This is a genomic window from Embleya sp. NBC_00888, from assembly GCF_045207655.1.
Classification (GTDB): domain Bacteria; phylum Actinomycetota; class Actinomycetes; order Streptomycetales; family Streptomycetaceae; genus Embleya.
Genome location: NZ_CP108784.1, coordinates 5,031,043 through 5,047,172, shown reverse-complemented (window position 1 = coordinate 5,047,172; position 16,130 = coordinate 5,031,043). Strand labels below are relative to the sequence as shown.

At 70.3% G+C, this 16,130-nt stretch carries 24 protein-coding genes; 20 read left to right on the top strand and 4 right to left on the bottom strand.

Features of this window, described 5'->3' with window-relative positions; genetic code table 11:
• Nucleotides 1-178: 178 nt before the first annotated feature.
• Complete coding sequence (locus tag OG948_RS21500; protein WP_406298099.1) at nucleotides 179-1,033, bottom strand: Bax inhibitor-1/YccA family protein; 855 nt, start codon at nucleotides 1,031-1,033, stop codon at nucleotides 179-181.
• Nucleotides 1,034-1,532: 499 nt separating this feature from the next.
• Between OG948_RS21500 and OG948_RS21495 the strand changes: the two genes are divergently transcribed.
• Nucleotides 1,533-2,774 carry a tyrosine-type recombinase/integrase gene (locus tag OG948_RS21495; protein WP_406298098.1) on the top strand — a complete coding sequence of 414 codons (1,242 nt, stop codon included), beginning with the start codon at nucleotides 1,533-1,535 and terminating at the stop codon, nucleotides 2,772-2,774.
• Here the strand turns inward: OG948_RS21495 and OG948_RS21490 are convergent.
• A complete protein-coding gene (locus OG948_RS21490; RefSeq protein WP_406298097.1) occupies nucleotides 2,771-2,965 on the bottom strand; it encodes a hypothetical protein in 195 nt (64 codons plus the stop codon). The genes OG948_RS21495 and OG948_RS21490 overlap by 4 nt on opposite strands.
• Nucleotides 2,966-3,110: 145 nt before the next feature.
• On the bottom strand, nucleotides 3,111-3,545 hold the full coding sequence (locus tag OG948_RS21485; RefSeq protein WP_406298096.1) for a hypothetical protein: 435 nt from the start codon (nucleotides 3,543-3,545) through the stop codon (nucleotides 3,111-3,113).
• A 162-nt stretch (nucleotides 3,546-3,707) separates the two neighbouring features.
• Here OG948_RS21485 and OG948_RS21480 point away from each other — a divergent pair, with 162 nt between their 5' ends.
• The 19 genes from OG948_RS21480 to OG948_RS21390 all read left to right on the top strand — a co-directional run bounded on the left by OG948_RS21480 (nucleotide 3,708) and on the right by OG948_RS21390 (nucleotide 15,361).
• On the top strand, nucleotides 3,708-4,019 hold the full coding sequence (locus OG948_RS21480; protein ID WP_406298095.1) for a helix-turn-helix domain-containing protein: 312 nt from the start codon (nucleotides 3,708-3,710) through the stop codon (nucleotides 4,017-4,019).
• A complete protein-coding gene (locus tag OG948_RS21475; RefSeq protein WP_406298094.1) occupies nucleotides 3,988-4,341 on the top strand; it encodes a hypothetical protein in 354 nt (117 codons plus the stop codon). The genes OG948_RS21480 and OG948_RS21475 overlap by 32 nt, the downstream gene beginning before the upstream one ends.
• Nucleotides 4,342-4,427: 86 nt before the next feature.
• Complete coding sequence (locus OG948_RS21470; protein ID WP_406298093.1) at nucleotides 4,428-5,276, top strand: hypothetical protein; 849 nt, start codon at nucleotides 4,428-4,430, stop codon at nucleotides 5,274-5,276.
• On the top strand, nucleotides 5,276-5,533 hold the full coding sequence (locus OG948_RS21465; protein WP_406298092.1) for a hypothetical protein: 258 nt from the start codon (nucleotides 5,276-5,278) through the stop codon (nucleotides 5,531-5,533). The genes OG948_RS21470 and OG948_RS21465 overlap by 1 nt, the downstream gene beginning before the upstream one ends.
• On the top strand, nucleotides 5,530-5,838 hold the full coding sequence (locus OG948_RS21460) for a hypothetical protein (RefSeq protein WP_406298091.1): 309 nt from the start codon (nucleotides 5,530-5,532) through the stop codon (nucleotides 5,836-5,838). The genes OG948_RS21465 and OG948_RS21460 overlap by 4 nt, the downstream gene beginning before the upstream one ends.
• Complete coding sequence (locus tag OG948_RS21455) at nucleotides 5,832-7,259, top strand: Rad52/Rad22 family DNA repair protein (protein WP_406298090.1); 1,428 nt, start codon at nucleotides 5,832-5,834, stop codon at nucleotides 7,257-7,259. The genes OG948_RS21460 and OG948_RS21455 overlap by 7 nt, the downstream gene beginning before the upstream one ends.
• A complete protein-coding gene (locus OG948_RS21450) occupies nucleotides 7,256-7,468 on the top strand; it encodes a hypothetical protein (protein ID WP_406298089.1) in 213 nt (70 codons plus the stop codon). The genes OG948_RS21455 and OG948_RS21450 overlap by 4 nt, the downstream gene beginning before the upstream one ends.
• Nucleotides 7,459-7,731 carry a hypothetical protein gene (locus OG948_RS21445; protein ID WP_406298088.1) on the top strand — a complete coding sequence of 91 codons (273 nt, stop codon included), beginning with the start codon at nucleotides 7,459-7,461 and terminating at the stop codon, nucleotides 7,729-7,731. Before OG948_RS21450 ends, OG948_RS21445 begins: the two co-directional genes overlap by 10 nt.
• The gene (locus OG948_RS21440) at nucleotides 7,728-8,006 is read left to right on the top strand and encodes a hypothetical protein (RefSeq protein ID WP_406298087.1); all 279 of its coding nucleotides are present in this window, start codon (nucleotides 7,728-7,730) and stop codon (nucleotides 8,004-8,006) included. The genes OG948_RS21445 and OG948_RS21440 overlap by 4 nt, the downstream gene beginning before the upstream one ends.
• Complete coding sequence (locus OG948_RS21435) at nucleotides 8,003-8,428, top strand: helix-turn-helix domain-containing protein (protein ID WP_406298086.1); 426 nt, start codon at nucleotides 8,003-8,005, stop codon at nucleotides 8,426-8,428. The genes OG948_RS21440 and OG948_RS21435 overlap by 4 nt, the downstream gene beginning before the upstream one ends.
• Nucleotides 8,425-10,038, top strand: a complete 1,614-nt coding sequence (locus tag OG948_RS21430; protein WP_406298085.1) for a UvrD-helicase domain-containing protein — start codon at nucleotides 8,425-8,427, stop codon at nucleotides 10,036-10,038. Before OG948_RS21435 ends, OG948_RS21430 begins: the two co-directional genes overlap by 4 nt.
• Nucleotides 10,039-10,142: 104 nt before the next feature.
• Nucleotides 10,143-11,126, top strand: a complete 984-nt coding sequence (locus tag OG948_RS21425) for a hypothetical protein (RefSeq protein WP_406298084.1) — start codon at nucleotides 10,143-10,145, stop codon at nucleotides 11,124-11,126.
• Nucleotides 11,116-11,781: a hypothetical protein gene (locus tag OG948_RS21420; protein WP_406298083.1), complete on the top strand. Its 666-nt coding sequence runs from the start codon at nucleotides 11,116-11,118 to the stop codon at nucleotides 11,779-11,781. The genes OG948_RS21425 and OG948_RS21420 overlap by 11 nt, the downstream gene beginning before the upstream one ends.
• Entirely contained in the window at nucleotides 11,778-12,098 is a 321-nt protein-coding gene (locus tag OG948_RS21415) for a hypothetical protein (RefSeq protein WP_406298082.1), read from the top strand. Before OG948_RS21420 ends, OG948_RS21415 begins: the two co-directional genes overlap by 4 nt.
• A gap of 32 nt (nucleotides 12,099-12,130) precedes the next feature.
• The gene (locus OG948_RS21410; RefSeq protein WP_406298081.1) at nucleotides 12,131-12,679 is read left to right on the top strand and encodes a single-stranded DNA-binding protein; all 549 of its coding nucleotides are present in this window, start codon (nucleotides 12,131-12,133) and stop codon (nucleotides 12,677-12,679) included.
• 61 nt (nucleotides 12,680-12,740) lie between these two features.
• On the top strand, nucleotides 12,741-13,487 hold the full coding sequence (locus tag OG948_RS21405; protein ID WP_406298080.1) for a hypothetical protein: 747 nt from the start codon (nucleotides 12,741-12,743) through the stop codon (nucleotides 13,485-13,487).
• A gap of 89 nt (nucleotides 13,488-13,576) precedes the next feature.
• Entirely contained in the window at nucleotides 13,577-14,365 is a 789-nt protein-coding gene (locus tag OG948_RS21400) for a hypothetical protein (protein WP_406298079.1), read from the top strand.
• 379 nt (nucleotides 14,366-14,744) lie between these two features.
• On the top strand, nucleotides 14,745-14,984 hold the full coding sequence (locus OG948_RS21395; protein WP_406298078.1) for a hypothetical protein: 240 nt from the start codon (nucleotides 14,745-14,747) through the stop codon (nucleotides 14,982-14,984).
• Nucleotides 14,981-15,361 carry a hypothetical protein gene (locus tag OG948_RS21390; RefSeq protein ID WP_406298077.1) on the top strand — a complete coding sequence of 127 codons (381 nt, stop codon included), beginning with the start codon at nucleotides 14,981-14,983 and terminating at the stop codon, nucleotides 15,359-15,361. Before OG948_RS21395 ends, OG948_RS21390 begins: the two co-directional genes overlap by 4 nt.
• 131 nt (nucleotides 15,362-15,492) lie before the next feature.
• On the opposite strand, the gene OG948_RS21385 is transcribed toward OG948_RS21390, so the two are convergent.
• Complete coding sequence (locus OG948_RS21385) at nucleotides 15,493-15,621, bottom strand: hypothetical protein (protein ID WP_406298076.1); 129 nt, start codon at nucleotides 15,619-15,621, stop codon at nucleotides 15,493-15,495.
• Nucleotides 15,622-16,130 lie beyond the last annotated feature (509 nt).

The following is a 16,130-nucleotide window of genomic DNA, read 5'->3' as shown; positions in this document are numbered from 1 at the left end:
ATCCACCGTCGAAGACCCCTGCCACGCTGACCGCTTCCACCTCCGCACACCCGCATACACATCCGCATACGCGAAAGTGGCGGTGCCCCTTCTCGGGGCACCGCCACTGCGCACTTCGGGATCACTCCGCACTTCGGTCCGTCATGAGGGCATCACGGGACCGTCATGCGACGCCACGTCAGTCCCGCAGGATCGACAACAGGCGCAGAACCTCCAGGTAGATCCACACGAGGGTCACGGTCAGGCCGAACGCGGCCCGCCAGGCCTCCTTCTCCGGAACGCCCTGAGCGGCCAACTGCTCGATCTCGTTGAAGTCGAGCGAGAGGAAGAAGGCGCCGATGAGGATGCCGAGGATGCCCATCACGATGCCGAGCGGACCGCTGCGCAGGCCGAGGCCGTCACCGCCGGCGATCAACATCGCGAACAGGTTGACGAAGGTGAGGAGCACGAAGCCGATCGCGATCGCCATGCCGATCCGCGCGTAGCGGCTCGTCACCTTGATCCAGCCGGACTTGTACGCGACCAGCACACCGACGAACACCGAGGCCGTGCCGAGCACCGCCTGGATCACGATGCCGCTGTACTGCTCCTCGAACGCGTGGCTGATCGCACCCAGGAACACACCCTCGAGCGCGGCGTAGGCCAGCACCAGGGCCGGGCTGATCTCGCGCTTGAAGGTCACGACCATCGCGACGACGAACGCCGCGAGTGCGGCGCCGACCGCCCAACCGAAGTTCTCGAACGGCAGGAAGGCCCACGACAGCGCACCGGTGACGACGACCGTCAACAACGTCATCGCGGTACGCGCGACCACGTCGTCGATGGTCATCCGGCCGGTCTGGAGCGGACCGGCGGACTGCGCCCGGTACATCTCCTGAAGCTGCTCGGGGGTCATCGGCTGTACCGGCGGCTGCTGCGGCCCACCGTACGGGGCACCCTGCGGCCCGGGCTGCGGCGCTCCGTAACCGGCCTGATCCTGCCGGCCGGTCTCGAACGCCCCCCGCCGCGTGAGCACCGGGTTGCTGCTCCTCATGTCATCTCCTCCATGCCCCCGGGGTGGGGGTCCTGGCTTAAGAGAGTAATCCCCGAGTAAAGCGCTCGGGGCTTCCATCCTTCCCTTCCAACGTCCCCGGACACGCGATTTGTGCCCGTGGTCACTGTCCGGTCATAAAAAGTCGGATGGAATCCATCGCGAAGCCGATCGCTGTCACCACGGGAACACCCTCCGCTGTTCGCGAGTGAGGGTGGCCCGCGGGCCCGGAAAACTGCCCGGTCGGTGGTCCAGACCACCGAGGCCCGCCGCCGCCGATCCGCGGCCGTACGGCGTTCGTGCAGGTCAGCGGCGTTTTCGAGTTGTCCCCGGAGCGGGACTCGAACCCGTTCCGGGCATGATCTTGACCTGCGGTTTTGACGAATCCGCAGGTCATAGACCCGAACGGATCCGGACTAGGGGTCAACCGATCGGAGCTGGCCGGTGATCCTGTTGTCAGAAACAACACAAACGATCTTGGATGCGTTCTACGCTCCGTCACATGGCGAGCATCCGAAAGCGGCCCCGCAAGGACGGCGGTGTCACGCACGTAGTGCTGTGGCGCGAGAACGGTGGGCAGCCCAGCGAGTCCTTCGACGACCCCCAACAGGCCGAGGCATTCAAGCTGCTCGTGCAAGCCAACGGCGGACGCGCACCCGAAGGCTGGATCAAGGGGCACGGCTTCGTGGACCCCTCGGCCGCCGCCGTCGCCGCCGACGCGCCGATCTTCTTCCGCGATTGGGCCGCGCGGGTGATCAACTCCCGTACCGGGGTCGAGTCCCGAACTCGCGCGGACTACCTGCGCGACGCCGAAGCGTGGCTCTACCCGACGTTCGGTGACGCCAACGTGCGGGAGAACGACGACATCAGCACCGAGGCGGTCAGGTTGTGGCTCGTTCGCATGGAGTCCGCCACCTACGCCAAGGGCAAAGACGCCAAGGGGGACCCGAAGTTCAGACGCGTCAGCCCGAAGACAGTCAGGAACATTCACGGACTGCTGTCGTCGATCCTCCAGGCCGCCGTCGATCACGACCCCCAGATCCGAACGCGCAACCCGTGCGTCGGCGTGACCCTGCCGCGGGTCGACGACGAGATCGAAGATGAGCAAACGTTCCTCACCCCGGACGAAGTGTCCCTGCTGGTCTCGTGCTTCGAGCGGCGGACCGACCAGCTCGCGGCCACGATTGCCTACGGGACGGCCGTTCGGTACGGCGAGCTCACGGCTCTGCAACCACAGGACGTGGTGCGCCTCGGCGCGCGCAGGGCGGTGCGAGTGCAGCGCGCGTGGAAGCGGCGAGGAGATGACGGCACCTACTTCATGGGCGCACCGAAATCCAAGAGGTCTCGCCGGACGTTGACCATCACCCCTACTGTGGGGCGAGCACTGGACGAGCTGAGCAGAGGAAAAGGGAAGCGCGATCTGCTCCTGGTCGACGACAGCGGGAATCGCCTTCACTACTCGTCGTTTGGCGATCGGTGGGCGCGAGCGGTGGCGAAGGCCAACCGGCTCGGCTTGGACAAGAGCCCGACGCCGCACGATCTGCGGCACTCGGCGGTCGCCGCGCTGATCGCCGCGGGCACTCCCCTACCTGCTATCCAGCGCCGCCTCGGCCACGAGTCCATCCAGACCACCGTGGACACCTATGGGCACCTGCTGCCCGACATCGATGACGCGATGCTCGCGGCCGTCGAGGCGACACTGAGCGGGATCGGAACCCCTCAACTTCGACTAATGATCAGCTAGTTGGCGCTGTTCTTCGCTTCGTCGACCGCTGTTCGGATGGCATCGGTGATGGCTGCGCTGAGCGCCGCAGCCAACTCCGCGGTCATTCGGCCATGTGGCACCAGCCACACGTCTTCAGCCGGTTGGGCAACTGGGACGACGTAGACCCCCGGGTCGAGGGCTTCTATCTGTAGTCGAACCGGACTGGTCAAGCGCTCCCCTCCTCTTGCCGTCGAGGTCGACCAAACTCCCTGGTCGAACGCTCGTGCGAACGCCCGTGAGGTTGGCTCACCATACGCCGGACTGCTTCAAGACACACCGACGAAACAAAGAAAGATCATCTACGTAATTGATCAGTTACGGGCCGTTCGACTCATCAGTCACATGCGTCCCTCCTTTCACACGTTCGATTGCAGATTCTGTCAACGGCATGTCATCGGTTGACACCTCCGCGTCGTGATACACCGGATGACCAGCCACTCGACCAACGCGAATCCACTGTTGGATCGCCGCATCTTCCACGACCGCCCGCGCCCGTCCGAGGCCAGCCGCTACGGCCGAGATGAGCTCGGGGCTCGGCTGCGGCGACTGCCCCTTGATGATGTTCCCGATGAGGCTCTTACTCGGCCTGTATCCACTCTCCGGGTCCACGGCGCGGTCCGAGAATTCCCGGACCGTCATCGCCTTGCCGGGACCAACGACAGCGGCGATCAGGTCATTGAACGGCTTGGGTGCTTCCCCTGACATGTGATGCCCCTTGTCCACGTCCGTTGCGCGTACTGCCAGCGTCATCGGGGGTCATTGTCCACGTCCCCGGACGCGGACACAGCGCCCCCGTCTCCATTTGACCGAAACTAGGCGCGCCACGTCCTGTCCACGATCCTGGACAGCCCGCCAAGGGTGTGCTTAACTCTCGTTGTCCACAATCGTGGACAACGACCCGGAGGTTCGATCGTGCACCCCGAGCAGTATCGGATCGTCGATGGCGACCTGCTGCACAGGCTCATGCGCCGCCCCCCGAGCGGCACCCGTCTCACCGTCAGAGACCTGGCTGACCTGCTGGGGCTCTCCAAAAGCAAGATCAGCGGAATGATCACCGGCACTCGGCCGGTGGTCACCGCAGAAACCGCAGAGCAGACGTGCCTCATCCTCGGCGTGCACCGGGCCGCTCTTTTTTTGCCCGTCCTGTCCACGTCCCTGGACATGGACAGTCATTCGGAAAGGAGCGTCCGTCATGACGCTGGCCAAGCGCGCTCAAGCCGCTGAACCCGAGCGCTCACGACCGATCGGCAGCGCACCGCTGTCCTACGACTACGCCGGTGCCGCCGTCGAACTGAACTGCTCCGAGAGCTGGCTGCGGGACAACATCCGCGACCTGCCCCACTCGAAGTTGGGCCAATCGGTCGCGTTCACCGCCGAACACCTGGCGCTGATCTTGCAGATGCACGAGGTGCTGCCGCACGTCTCGCCGATTCCGCTGAAGGCCGCGGCAGCGCTGGACATCGTGCCTCGCGGTTCGAGTCGCGCCGCCCAGCAGTTCCCGGAGCTCAAGCCGCGCGGTCGGAGTCGCCGCGCAGCCCAGACCTGACCCCACACGCGGGTGAGGCCGCCCCGGATTGCACCCGGACCGGCCTCGATGCCCGCCACCAACCCCACACCACAGGAGTGGCGAACGTGACCCACAGTATCGAGATCCCGATCGGCCGCCCGATGTCGAGCCAGGCCATCGCCGCCGCGCTCGTCGCCGCCACGATCGCGTTGAACCCCGGCCTGCCCGACCTGGACTGGTCGATCGCCGCTGACGGCAGCGTGCGCGGCACGCACGCCAAGGCCCCCGACGCCGAGGTTCGAGCGGCCCTCACCGCGTGGGCCGCGCTGTTCGGCGAGCCGCTGCGCACGCTCGGGACCTGCCGGGCCGACCGCACGACCTACGGCGTCGAGATCGCGCACGGCGCGGTCGCCGTTTTCCTGTCCGGCGTCGGCACCATCGAACCGGCCCGGCTGCCGATCTACACCCGGAACGGGTCGGCATCGCACCTGAATCAGGCCCAGTGCGACGGCACCGCGTGCATCCGCTGCGGCGTGATGTATCCGCCGGTGTCGACGACGGTTGCCCTGCTGTGCGACGTCGGCCCGCTGCTCGCATGCGATCCGGTGTGCCCGCCGGTCGAGGCCGAGCAGCCCGACCCGACCGACCCGTCCGAGGACGAGCCGCAGCCGCACCCCGCCTGGCACCAGGCCGGTGCCCCGGGCCGGTGGGAGCGCGCCGTGATCGGTGTGCTGTGGGCGGTCGAGATGCTCGACGACACCGAGATCGCGCCCACCGACCCCGGGCCGGGTGCCTACCTGCACGCGCCGCGGTCGTGGCCGGGCGACCGCGTGAGCCGGGTCGGCCTCGACCTGACCGCCGGGCTCGTCGCCGCCGACCGCGTGATCGCCGAGTGGGCCGTGGCGCAGGCCGTGGCGATCGGCGAACAGCGGACGGCGTCGGAGACCGCCGCCGAGGAAGGCGGCAAGGACTGATGGCCGCACGCAAGAAGACCACCGCGAAGGAATGGAACCAGGGCAAGACGGGTTCCTCGCGCCCGGTCGCGCAATCGCCCGTGGTCGATCGGTGCACGACCGACGGCTGCGGCCGGCCCGCCGAGGGCGACGCGCCCGCGGACGGCTGGCACCGCACCGACGTGCCCGAGTCGGCCGAGCCCGCGCGGGACTGGTGCTCGGCCTGGTGTGCCGCCGTCGGCCGCGCGCTCGCCGACCTGCGACCGGCCCGCCGGTGACCGCCATCACCGCCGCCGCCCCCACCTCGGGGGCGGCGGCCCCGCCGACCGCCCTCGCGTGGGGCGTCGTCTACCGCACCGACGTGGCACCCGACGGCCGGATCACCGGGTCGATCGCCCGTCCCGTGCGCATCGGCTGCCCGGCCCGCCTGGAGCGCTGGCACTCGATCCACGACATCCACACCCTGCGTCGCGAAGGCCCGGTCTGCGGCCTCGACCCGGACGGATGGCTCCTCGCGTGGCACGACGGCGACCGCTGGCACGCCACCACCAACATCCCTACCGCCACGGAGGATCCATGCTGACCGATGCGCAGATTGCCCAGCTCTTTCAGCCGTTGCCGAAGACCCGTGTCCTGTTCAAGCAGAACCAGGCTCACCTCGCCGCGTGGGACGTGCGCCGCACCCTGACCAGGGTGTTCGGGTTCACCGGCTGGTCGTACGACGTCGTCTCCGCCGACCTGGTCACGGAGATCCAGAACGGCACCCGCTGGACCGTGGTGTACCGCGCGGTCGGGCGGCTCACGATCCGTGACCCGCACGGCGAGGTCGTCGGTTGGTGGGAGGACGGCGCGACCGGCGAGGGCCCGAACCAGAACAGTGCCGCCGCCGCGCACGACCTGGCGTACAAGAGCGCAATCTCCGTCGCGCTGAAGAGGTGCGCGGCCAATCTGGGCGACCAGTTCGGCCTGTCCCTCTACAACAAGGGGTCGATGGCCCCGGTGGTCGGCCTCTCTCTGGCGTACCTGGCCGAGGCAGAGCCGGCCGCGCAGCCGGACGACCCGCAGGTCGCCGACGACACCGACCCCGATGTCGCACCGGCGCCGGTCGAGGACGCGGTGCGGCAGCCGGAACGGACGCAGCACGCCGAGCCCGGCCAGTGGGGTACGCCGAGTCCGCAGCCTGCGGCGGCCTTGTCGGCGTCGTCCGCCGAGCAGCTCGCCGAGATGGTCGTCGAGGCACAGCTCGCGTGGACCACTCGCGACGCGCTCAATGCCCTGCTCGGGGCGGCCGGGCGCGCGGGCCTGGCCGGCGCGAAGGTCGACACCAAGGATGGCCCGCAGTCGTTCGGCGCGATGCTCGCCGCCCGAGTGCGCACCCTCGACGTCGCCGCCGCCCAGCTCGACCAGGCGAACGCGACCGCCGAGGCCGCCGAGGAGGAGCCGCCGCCGGGCGACGTGCAGGCCCGCGACTACCTGCCGATCCTGCTCGAAGCGATCCGCTCCGGGTGGAACGACCGCGTGTCGTTGGCCGCGTGCCGGCAGACGGCCACTGATCAGGGCCTGCTCGAACGCGCGGTGGAGACGCGCGACGGCACGTCGATCCCACTGCACCGAATGATCGACGGCCGGCTCGGTGACCTCGCGGGTGCGCGACCTCAGCCGGTGCAGGAGACCGCGGCCGACGGCGGCGACCAGGTGCCGCCGCCCGGCGAGTGGGGCACGCCGCAGGACGAGCGGCGCGCATCTCCCGCGCAGTGCACGGCGATCGCCACGATCCTCGGCGCGCTCGGCGTCGCGGGCGACCGCCCGCGGCGGCTCGCGATCGTGACCGGCATCCTCGGCCGCGCGGCCACCCCGGTGCCGACCATGAAGGACCTGACGATGCCCGAGGCCGGCTCGGTGATCGAGGCCCTGTCCGCCCTCCAGCGGCGACCCGAGCCCGAGTGGGAACCGACCCTCGACCGGTACGCGAACACTGCGGCGGCGACGTCGCAGGCGGCGTGACCACGACCGTGGTGGTGGCGGACCGGGGCATCCTCGCCCCGGCCCGCCCGGCCACCACCACCCCCGACGGCGGCGCCGTCCTGGTCGCCGCCCCCACCATCGAATCGACCCGGACCTGTCCCACATGCGTCGGCACGCCCCGCGTCGGTCTGCACACCCGAACCGGCTGGTGGTGCTGGGTGTGCCGCGAGGTGACCCCATGGGCCTGACCCTGCTGCTGATCGCCGGCTGGGCCGGCGTCGTCGCCCTGGTCGTGCACTCCGCCCGCCGCACGCACGGCACCGCCCGGGCCCGGGCAGCCGAGGCCGAAGCCACCCGCCGGTACGTCGACGAGCTGCTCGCGGTCGAGGCGAAGTGCCAGATGTGCGCCCCCGACCAGGCCGCCCCCGCCGAGCTCTGCCCGGTCTGCCGGCTGCTGATCGCCGTGTTCCCCGACCGCTCGATCCCGCCCGCCGAAGGAGGCGACCGATGAGCCTGATCATTCACCGCTGCGAGTGCGGGCACGTGCCCGGCCGGCATCACCGGACGGCGTCCGACACTCGCGAGGCGTGCCGCAACAGTGCCCGCCCGTGCCGGTGCAAGGCGTACCGGCCCGTCGCGACGCCCGAGGTGCTGCCGACCTGGACGCCGACCGGCCGCCCGATCCCCGAGATCACCCCGCCCGGCGAGCGGGTCGACGGGCAGACCACGTGCTCGTGCGACGCCTGCCGTGCCCTGTACGCCAAACTCACCGGGGCAGCCCAGTGAGGACCTGCACCCGATGCCGGCGGTACCTGCCGGCCACCGCGTTCCACCGCGACCGCGGCCGGCCCGGCGGATACGGCTACCACTGCCAGGACTGCCACAACAAGCGGATGCGCGAGTACCGCGCCAGGGTCCGCGCCGACCGCACGCAGCGGGTACGGCGACCCGTTGCCGACGTCGACCAGATCGCCGTAGACCGCGCCGTCGCCGGAGACCCGCCGGCGACGATGACGCCGGCCGAACGGTACGAGGCCGTGCGCCGGTTGACCGCCCGCGGACTGTCCGCCGACCGGATCGCCGAGATGCTGCACATCGTCGCGCGCACCGTGCAACGCGCCCGCGCCGCAACCGGCGCCGTCCCCAGCACCTGCACGGGCTGTCTCGGCCCGGCCTGCCGCTGGCACGCCCACAGGGCGGCGGCGTGAGCACCGCGACCGCCGCCCGCACCTGCACCCGCGGCCTGCCCGGCGGACCGTGCGGATCCGACGTCGGCGTCCGCCGCTACCAGCACGGCGTGCTGTGCGCCGAGCACGCGCCCGCCTACAACCTGGAGACGACCCCGATGCAACTCACCGCCGAGCAGGCCGAGATCGTCGAGACATTCGGCGACGGCGTCGACCTGGTCGCGCAGGCAGGCGCCGGCTGCGGCAAGACCAGCACGCTGAAAGCGGTCGCGCGCTCCGACACGCGCACCCGATTCCAGGCCATCGCCTACAACAAGTCGGCGGCGGCGGACATGGCTCGCGCGTTCCCGCCCAACGCAGTCTGCAAGACCGCGCACAGCCTGGCGTTCGACCCCAAGTACATGCCGCGATTGAAGGCGCCGCGACAGAGCGCCCACCAGACGGCGCGGGACCTGCGGGTCGAGCAGGTCCTGGGGTTCGAGCGGTCCGCGCCGCCCGAGGTCGACGGCGACATGGGTACGAAGTTGCCGTTCACGGCGAAGCGGATCACGCGGCTCGCGCTCGACACCGTCACCGCCTGGTGCCACTCGGCCGACCCGGAGATCACCGCCGCGCACGTACCCACCGTGGTCAACCTGACCAAGCCGGACGCACGCGAGCAGTTGGCCGCACTGGTCTTGCCGGTCGCCGCCGTTATCTGGGACGACCTGGGCCGGGAAACCGGTGCCGTCCGCCTGGACCACGACCACTACCTGAAGATGTGGGCACTCGGCGGCCCGAGGATCCAAGCCGACGTCGTCATGCTCGACGAGGCGCAGGATACGAACAGCGTTCTGTACGACGTGATCCGGCGCCAGGACCACGCCCAGCGGATCATGGTCGGCGACTCCGCGCAGCAGATCTACGAATGGCGCGGCGCGCGTGACGCCCTCGGGCAGTTCGCCCGGGCGGGCGCGGTCGAGCTGACGTTGTCCCAGTCGTTCAGGTTCGGCGAGGCCGTCGCCGAGGAGGCGAACCGCTGGCTGTACCTGGTCGGCGGTCCGCTGCGGCTGCGCGGGCACGACGCCACCGAATCCACCGTCGGCGAGGTGCTAGACCCGGACGCGATCCTGTGCCGCAGCAACGCGGGCGCGATGGGCGTGGTGCTGGACGCGGTGGGATCGGGCCGACGTACCGCGCTGGTCGGCGGCGGTGGGGACCTTCAGCGCCTCGCCTGGGCGGCGCGCGATCTCCAGGCCGGCCGGCCGACGGACCATCCCGAGCTGTGCGGGTTCGGGAGCTGGGCCGAGCTGCGCGAGTACGCCGAGGAAGACGGCGGTTCGCTGCGCGTGCTCGTCGACCTGGTCGCCGCGCACGGACCCGACCGCATCCTCGCCGCCGTCGACCAACTCGTCGAGGAGGACCGGGCCGAGCTCGTCGTGAGCACCGCACACAAGTCCAAGGGCAGGGAGTGGGACGCGGTGCGCATCCACGCGGATTTCCGCCCGCCCAAGCCCGACGTGGCAACCGGAATGGTCGTCCTTCGGCGCGAGGAGGCCCGCCTGGCCTACGTCGCGGTGACCCGGGCACGCCGCCGCCTCGACTGCACCGCGCTCGCCTGGCGCGACACCGTCACGGCCGTCTCCGACTGATCGGCGCCGGCCGGTGGTCCCCCGCTGGCCGGCGCATCAACCCCGCACGAAAGCGAGATGGAGTGAGTCACCAGGCAGTCGATTGGGCCATGATCCACGCGCCCATGCTGCTCACCCCGAAGGGCAAGCCGGACGCGTCGGCCCGGTCGGTCCTCGCGGTGCTCGCGCATCACGCACACGCGGACGGCACCAATGCGCGTCCCTCACGCCTGCGAATCCAGCACCTCACCGGCTACGACAAGGCCACCGTGCGAAGGGCATTGCGCCGCCTGGAGGACGGCGGCCTGATTATCCCCGACGGCACGGTGTCCGGCTGCATCCGCTATCGCCTGGTGATGACACACATCCGCCCGGCATCGGACTGGACCGATCTGGAAGAGGCGGAAGAGCGAGACCGGGCTGCGACCGCCGCACGGGTGCGCAAGCACCGAGCGCGCGTAACGGACTCAGACGCCGTTTCCGTAACGAACACAGAGTCCGTTACGGCGACCGATGTAACGGACTCTGTGTCCGTACGTAACGGACGTGAACAGCGTTACGACGCCGATGTAACGGACTCTGCGTTCGTATGTAACGCACTCAACGCCCCCCGAACAGTAAGGAACAACCAGAAAGAAGAAGAGCCCGTAGAACCGTGGGCCGCCGGTGGGTTGGATGACGCCTCCGGCGGGGCGGCCGAGCCGCCCGACGAAGAGCCCGAGGTCTTCGACGCCGAGATCGTCGGCGAGGAGGACCCGCCGCCGCCGATCACCGCGCAGTCCCTCGTGGCCGAATGGCTGGACCACGTCCCCCACCGACCGCCCGCCTCGGTCATCGGCCAGACGTCCCGACTGCTGAGGCAACTGCTCGACGAGGGCATCGACCCGGCACACGTCCGGCTCGGCCTGGTCGCGTGGACCCGCAAGGGCCTGCACCCCGCGGCGCTGCCCTCGGTCGTCAACGAGGTCATGAACCGCGGCGCCGGCCCCGCGCCCACCGCGACGAAACCAAAGCCGCGCACCCGCGCCGAGGTGATGGCCGCCGCCGTGGCCCGCATCGAAGCCAACGAACGCGCCGCCGCACAACAGGAGGCTCCCTATGCACCGTGAAGGAATCCTCGCCCTGCTCGATTTCGCCGCCGAACTCGACCCGCGCGTCGCCCGCCTCATGGCTGACGAGACCACCGCCGTCGAGACCATCCAGTCCTGGAGCCGCGCCCTGCACGACGTCCCGGCCGCGCACGAAGCGGTCGGGTGGATGGCGGGTTTCGCCGTCCGGGCCTACTACGAGGCCAACGACCAGGCGCGTTTCTGGGCGATCACCCCGGCCGCGATCCTCGCCGCCTGGGCGCCGAAGCGCAGGGCTCTGCTCGAGCGGCACACCGATCCGCTGCCGCCCGTCGACCCCGACGACGAAGCGGCATACCGCGCGCACCTGGCCGCGTCGCGCGGTGCCGTGGTCGCCGGCCACGCCGACCCGACGCCGAACCGCGAGATCGACGGCCAATGGCCGAGCCTCGCGCAGCTCGCCGCGGCCCGGCCCGCCGACGGATGCCGCGCCGAACTCACCGCGGCCGGCGCGCCGACGCCGGTCCGCTCGCGCTTCCCCGAACTCTCGATCGCCTGCCCCTACGAGGGATGCCGTGCCGCCGCAGGCGACCAATGCCGCAGCACGGTCTCCCGTACCCGCCTGGCCAACGGCACGCACCGCAGCCGCCAGGAGGCATACGCCGCCACCCTCACCACCATCGGAGCAACCGGATGACCGACCTCATCGCCAACATCCTTTGCGGTGCCGCTGCCCGCGCCGGCCTGCCCTTCCCGAGCCGCGTCGACTGCATCGACGGCCACCTGTCCGTCCACACCAACCCGACCACCCTCGACCAGTGGCGCGCCTGGTGCGACCTGGTCGCCGTCGATCGCGACACCGAGACCACCAAGACCGCCGGCTTCACCTACGCCAAGGGGAGCTACCGCGGCTACCCGGTCCTGCTCTACGGCCACGGCGTGCCCAAGTTGCGCTACGCGGCCCGGCTCGCAGCCGGCGAGGACCTGCCGCCGTTCGGCAGCCCGCTCACCTGACCACCCGTCACCAACCAGACAGGACACAGCACATGGCCGGAGAGACCACCATCACGATCGTCGGGAACCTGACCGGCGACCCCGAACTGCGCTTCCTGCCCAACGGGGCAGCCGTCGCGAACTTCACGATCGCCTCGACGCCCAGGGTCTTCGACCGGCAGGCGAACGAGTGGAAGGACGGCGATCCGCTGTTCCTGCGCTCCTCGGCGTGGAAGCAGCTCGCCGAGAACGTTGCCGAGAGCCTCAGCAAGGGCATGGGCGTGGTCGCCCAGGGGCGACTCAGGCAGCGGTCCTACGAGAAGGACGGACAGAAGCGCACTGTCGTCGAGTTCGAGGTCGACGAGATCGGCCCGTCCCTGAAGTGGGCGACCGCGCAGGTCACCAAGACCACCAGCAGCAACCAGGGCGGCCAGCAGCGCGGCCAGCAGGCCCGGGGCGGCGGCTACGGCCAGCAGCAGGCCCAGCGCCCGCAGAACGCCCCGCAAGACGACCCGTGGGCCACCCCCGCCGGCGGCCAGCAGCCCGCCGGCGGCTGGGGACCCCCGCCCGGCGGCTACTCCTCCGCCGAACCCCCGTTCTAGACCGACCCGCCGGGCGCCCCATCCGCGGGCGCCCGGCACCACCCACCACCAGGAGCGCGACGTGACCGAGCGCATCACCAAATACCACTTCCTCGACGAGGCCCGAGACGAACTCACCATCGAGCCGCTTGACGACCCGGGCGGCGGCATCGCCGTCACGGTCGCCGACGTCGGCGTGTTCGTCCGCCCCGACCGTGCCGAGGAGCTCATCGCCGCCATCCGCCGCGGCTGCGGCCTCGACACCGCGCCCGACCTCGACCAAGTCCGTGCCGACCTGGCAGCCATCGCGCGGATCGAGGACGACGCCGCAACGACCGAGGAACTCGGCAACGTCGACCCGGCGTTGCGGCGCCTCCTCGCCGAGCACGCACCTCGCCTCGTGGTCGAGGTCGAGCGGACACGTGCCGCCGACGCCATCCGCCGCGCCGCCGGACTCGCCGACGAACCCGAGACGAGCACGCCCCTCGACCTCGACGCGATCCGCGCCGACCAGGTCACCGCAACCACCTCGCCGGTCCGCCCCAGTATCACCCGCGTCGAAGTCGACGCCTGGAACCGGGCGGTCGAGCGGTGCTCGGAGGTGCACGTGCCCACGCTGCTAGCCGAGGTCGAGCGGCAGGACCGGCGCATTGCCGATCTGGAGACCGACGCCGAACGCGACCGGCTCGCCGCCGAGTTGCACGACGAACGCACCGCCGTCAACGCCTGGATCACGAACGCGAACAACGGCCACGGCAGCGACGTCGGCGACCTCATGCACGCCCTGGAGAAGGCCCGCGCCAGCAAGGCGCTCGACGCCTCCACCTGACGCACCAGGGCCCGCGCCGGTGGAGATCGGCGCGGGCCCTGACCCGGCCCTGCGGAGGGCCCACCACCGTACGACCCGTAGGAGCGAGAGTGAAGAGCACCGACACCCCGCCAGCCGAGACCATCGCCGAGCACTGGGCAGACCTGCGGGCGGCGTCGATGCCCGGCACCCGTCGGCCGCGCGCGAGCCACATCGGGCGGCACCTGGCCGAGGCGATCGCCGAGCGCGACCGGATCGAGCGCGCCGAACGCTCCGCACTCGGCCGCGGCGCCTCCCCAGCCGCCGCCGACCTGTCGGCCGTCCAGGTCGCGCGCGTCGCCGAACAGGCGCTCCTCTACGTCGAGGCCGAGGCCCGCGCCACCCTCGGGCTCACCCTGTACAGCCGGCCCACCGGCAACCCTCTGACCGTCCCGGCGGCCTGCCGAGACCTGGCCAAGTACCGCGTCTGGCTCGGCGAGGACCCCGAGTACGGGCACGCGCAGATCCGGTGGATCGACCAGACGCTACGGCCGATCGCACGCCAGGTCGTCACCGTGCTCGGCGTGGGTGACGGGCGCCCTCTGCGGCTGCTCCAGCAGTGCCCGTGGTGCGGGTCGGGCCTGGTCGTGCACGCGGTGCACCCGCTCGGTCCGCACGTCGAATGCACCGGCACCGTCGAGCCCTGCGAGGCGCCGTCCACCACGTGGATTCGAGGCCGGCCGATGTGGCGGTGGGACGACCTTGCCCGTCTCGGCCGCGCACTCGACGCCCCGACCCAAGCGGACCGGCCGCCGCTGCTCGACGCTGCCGAACTCGGCCGCCGGGCACCGCGGCTCACCAACGCCGACCGCGACCGCATCCGGGCCGAGCTCAGCCCCGCCAACCGGTCCGGGGGCTGACGACCCGACACACAACAGCGTCCGACCAGGGATACGAGCCCTGGCCGGACGCCTGACCACCAGATCGAACAAAACCAGGCAGGAATCTGATGGCTGATCAGCACCGTACCCCCGCGCGCCGCGAGGCGACATGGGCCCGACACCGACCCGACACGACCCGACATGCCGCCAACCGGTCGGAGTGCGGCCCGCCATGCCGTGTCGGGTGGTCGACGCGACCCGCCAACCGGAACGCTGGAACCCGCCAACCGGTCCGGTCGGTGGGTGACGAACACGCGGTGAACCAACCTGTTGATCGGCCGAGCCGACACGACGTGTCGGGTGGGCGATTCGGGCGGACACGTCGTGTCGTCCCACCCGCCATCCGGGCGGTTGTCGCATGAGCCTGCACCAACTCGCCGGCGAAATGCTCGCCCAAGCCGACACGAGCACGACCAACCCGAAGCAGATCGGTGTCGGCCTGTCCGTCGCGTTCAGCATCGCCGGCTACATCGCCGGACAGTGGCACAAGGGCGGCAAAGGCAAGCGGTCGGACGCCCAGCGCACGGCGATGCTGTGGTTCACGCTCGGCGCCGTCATGATCCTCGCACTGGGCCTGGCCCTGCGCGGCATGCGGTGATCCCCACCAGGGCCACCATGCGGCGCGAGGCGTACCTGGTGCTGCTGCTCGCGATCATCGGACCGGACCGGCAGGCCGTGCACCTGGTCGAGCTTTACGACACCTTCCGGAAGTACCCGCACTGGGCCGGACGGACCGACGACCAACTACGAGCCCTGCTCGACGACCTCGCCATCCCCGTCCGCCGACAGGTGCGCGTCGGCACAGTCGGCGGACGAACAGGCCTGCACCGCGCCGACATCGAGCCCCTGCTGACCGGTGTGCCCATCCCTCCCCCACCGCCCGCGCCGCAGCCGCTCTACGTCTACATCCCAGGTCAGCGCGGCGTAGAGCACCGCGTAGAACGGATCCGACACCGGCAGGGGAGTGGCCGATGATCACTTGCGCGACTCGAACGCGACACCTACGCTGATCGAAGTTATCCACAGCTTGTGAATCCGGCATGCCCGGAAACACACCGAGAGCCCCGAGAGCCGACATCCGGCCCGGGGCTCTCGTCGTGCGTCAGCTACCTGGTCAGCAGATAGCCGAGCAGGGCGAGCAGGCCCACGGCCACAACACTGCCGATCACCTGGACCGCGACATCGCGACCGAAGCGCGCCCAGGGACGCCAGGGCGGGATGTTACGTTCGGACATGAGACCTCCGAGTCTCTCCGCGAGCCGCCCCCTTCCGCCAAGATCGTGGGCGGCTCGCCCCCTTCGGTACGGCGTTCCGCACCGTTCGCAGCATGAAAGCACGCCACCATGCGTTGCCGGAAACTAGGCAACAGGCATCGCTCGGACATCGCCAAAGGCAGCAAATGTGCAGGTCGCGCAACGTTTGGCAGCGCCGAGTCACCACCAGGCACCGCTGGTCACCGCCAGGAACCTTCAGTCAACGCCAGTCACGACCAGTCACGACCAGTCAGTACCTTCGTTGACCAGTCAGCCACCGTTGGCTGCCTGTTCACGAGCCGAAAACTCAGTGCGATTTTGCCGAAGAATCTCACCATGCGGACATTCCCTCGGTCCGATCGAGCGGTGACCTCCACGCAACCAGGTCGTTGACCGACTGTGGCCCCTGCGTCTCCCCGTCGCGCGGTCACACCGGGCCCGTCGACATCCCCCGATCGGCGGGCCCGTACAACCCTCGGCGCCGCCCGGGA